General features: G+C 60.9%; 3 protein-coding genes and 1 pseudogene. All 4 read right to left on the bottom strand.

Features of this window, described 5'->3' with window-relative positions; all coding sequences use genetic code 11:
* A partial coding sequence (gene mtnP / locus VIW95_RS01555; RefSeq protein WP_331583319.1) for an S-methyl-5'-thioadenosine phosphorylase occupies positions 1-628 on the bottom strand: 628 nt, incomplete at its 3' end.
* Positions 629-651: 23 nt separating this feature from the next.
* A complete protein-coding gene (gene rlmN, locus VIW95_RS01550) occupies positions 652-1,692 on the bottom strand; it encodes a 23S rRNA (adenine(2503)-C(2))-methyltransferase RlmN (RefSeq protein WP_349259272.1) in 1,041 nt (346 codons plus the stop codon).
* 82 nt (positions 1,693-1,774) lie between these two features.
* Positions 1,775-2,191: a nucleoside-diphosphate kinase gene (gene ndk / locus VIW95_RS01545; RefSeq protein WP_331583315.1), complete on the bottom strand. Its 417-nt coding sequence runs from the start codon at positions 2,189-2,191 to the stop codon at positions 1,775-1,777.
* Positions 2,192-2,195: 4 nt separating this feature from the next.
* Positions 2,196-2,447, bottom strand: a pseudogene (locus VIW95_RS01540) (succinate--CoA ligase subunit alpha); the annotation flags it as partial.

Raw genomic sequence — 2,447 nt, 5'->3', positions numbered from 1 at the left:
AGTCCGTCACCAGCACCAGCGCCGCGTAACACATCTCGGCTTCGCGAGCGAGCCGCGCTTCCTGCATCGCGGTCATGCTGATGACGCTCGCGCCCCAGGCGCGGTAGAGATGCGACTCCGCGCGCGTCGAAAACTGCGGACCCTCCATGCACAGATAGGTCCCACTGTCATGCACCGTCGCGCCACCAGTTCGCGTCGCGACTACAAGATCCTTCGCGAGATTCGTGCACACCGGATCGGCGAGCGACACGTGTACCACCAGGCCGTCGCCGAAAAATGTCTCCGGGCGTTTGAATGTGCGATCGATAAACTGATTCGGCACCACCAGTTCGCCCGGATGAATCTCCTCTTTCAGGCTGCCCGCCGTCGATACGGAAACAAGGTGCGTCACGCCGAGCTGCTTCATTCCGAAAACGTTGGCGCGGAAGTTTATTTCGGACGGCAATATTCGATGCCCGCGGCCGTGGCGCGAGAGAAAAACGACTTCGATGTCGCCGATGCGTCCCTGGTAGAACGGATCTGACGGCCGGCCGAACGGCGTCTCGAGCTCCATCAGCTCGACCTTGTCCAGCCCCTTCATCTGGTAAAAGCCGCTGCCTCCGATCACCCCGAGTACGTTTTGTGACATTTTTCTCTTTTCGGTTGACGCTTTCAGGCCGGGATGTGCTGTTCGGCGTAAAGCTGGCCGCATGCCGCCGCAATATCGAGCCCCCGGCTTTCGCGGATTGTAGCGGTCAAATGACCGTTCTTGAGGATCGCTTGAAAGGCCTCCACCGCCGCACGCGAACTGCTCCGCAACGGCGACCCTTCCATCGGGTTGTAAAAAATCAAATTCACTTTGCCGCGCAAAGGCGCCAGCAACTTCAACAGGCGCCGCGCGTCCGCGATCGAATCGTTCACCCCGGCGAGCATCACGTACTCGAAGGTGATCCGGCTGCGTCGTTTGATCGGCAGATTGCGGCAAGCATCGAGTAACACCTCGAGCGGGTAGCGCTGGTTGATCGGCGCGAGCCGATCGCGAAGCTCATTGGTCGTCGCGTGCAGCGAGACCGCCAGGTTGACCGGCGTTTCGCTGAGCAGACGCTCCATCATGGGGACCAATCCGACGGTCGAAACGGTGATACGCCGCGGCGAGATGCCCATCCCCCACTCCGACGTCATAATCGCGAGCGTGCGCGTCAGGCGCGGGTAATTCGCCAGCGGCTCGCCCATCCCCATGAAAACAAAATTCGTGAGCTCCTCACCCGCGGCCAGCTCGCGTCGAGCGGCGAAGATCTGCGCCAGCATCTCGGAGCTCGTGAGGTTGCGATGGAGTCCCATGCGCGCTGTCGCACAGAACTCGCAGGCCATCGCGCATCCGACCTGGCTCGACATGCACAGCGTCACGCGTTTTTCGGTGGGGATGATCACCGACTCGATTTCTTCCGTATCGTCGAGGCGTATCAGGAGTTTTCGCGTGCCGTCGGTCGATCGCGAGACCAACGACGACACCGGATGCCCGATCGTGAAGTTCTGCTTCAGATAGTTGCGCAGTGACGCCGGCAGATCGCGCATCTCGTCGAACGACTCGGCGCCGCGCGCGTGAACCCAGTGCAGGATCTGGCGCGCGCGATACGAGCGCTCGCCCGCGCTCGCGACCAGTTGCTCGACTTCATCGAGCGTCAGGTCGCGAAAATCGGCGCTGGCGGGCATCGGCTCGGCCGATATTTGGCGATTCACGTTCACAGCCCGACTATTCTAATCGAAACGCGGCCGTGAAAGCAGGACGGTCTTTTCAGGAGAGAATTTCTCGCGCGGCGAAGAAGAATGCGATTTCCTGCGCCGCCGTCTCGGGCGCATCGGAGCCGTGGGTGGCGTTCTGCTCGACGTCAATTCCAAAGTCCTTACGAATCGTGCCGGGATCCGCCTTTTTCGGATCAGTCGCGCCCATCAGCCCGCGCCACTTGGCGATTGCGCCCTCGCCTTGCAGCACCAGCACGACCACCGGGCCCGATGTCATGTATTCGCACAGGCCGCTGAAGAACGGCCGCGCTTTGTGGACGTCATAAAACTTCTCGGCGTCTGCGCGCGAAAGATGAATCTTCCGCATCGCCACGATCGCCAGCCCCGAAGCTTCGATTCGTTTGAGTACGTCGCCGGTGAGCCCGCGCCGCACCGCGTCGGGTTTGACGATTGCAAAAGTTCGCTCCATCAAATTACTGCTTGCCCTCGAGCACCGATTTCATCGCCGTGCCGAGATCAGCCGGACTCGACGCGACCGTGATGCCCGCAGCCTTGAGCGCTGCGATTTTATCGGCTGCGGTACCTCGTCCGCCTGAAATAATCGCACCCGCATGGCCCATCCGCCGTCCCTTTGGCGCAGTCTGACCGGCGATAAATGCGACCACGGGTTTCTTAAAGTATTGCTTTATGTATTCGGCGGCCTCTTCTTCGGCCGTTCCGCCGAT

Source organism: Binatus sp. (SeqCode) (assembly GCF_036522015.1).
Taxonomy (GTDB): domain Bacteria; phylum Desulfobacterota; class Binatia; order Binatales; family Binataceae; genus Binatus.
The sequence above is the reverse complement of the archived record's forward strand: the minus strand, read 5'-3'. Positions and strand labels throughout refer to the sequence as shown.

What these genes read in the sequence shown, in the direction of transcription:
- rlmN (WP_349259272.1), bottom strand. Translation starts at nt 1,692, where the DNA reads ATGCCCGCCAGCGCCGATTTTCGCGACCTGACGCTCGATGAAGTCGAG.
- ndk (WP_331583315.1), bottom strand. Translation starts at nt 2,191, where the DNA reads ATGGAGCGAACTTTTGCAATCGTCAAACCCGACGCGGTGCGGCGCGGG.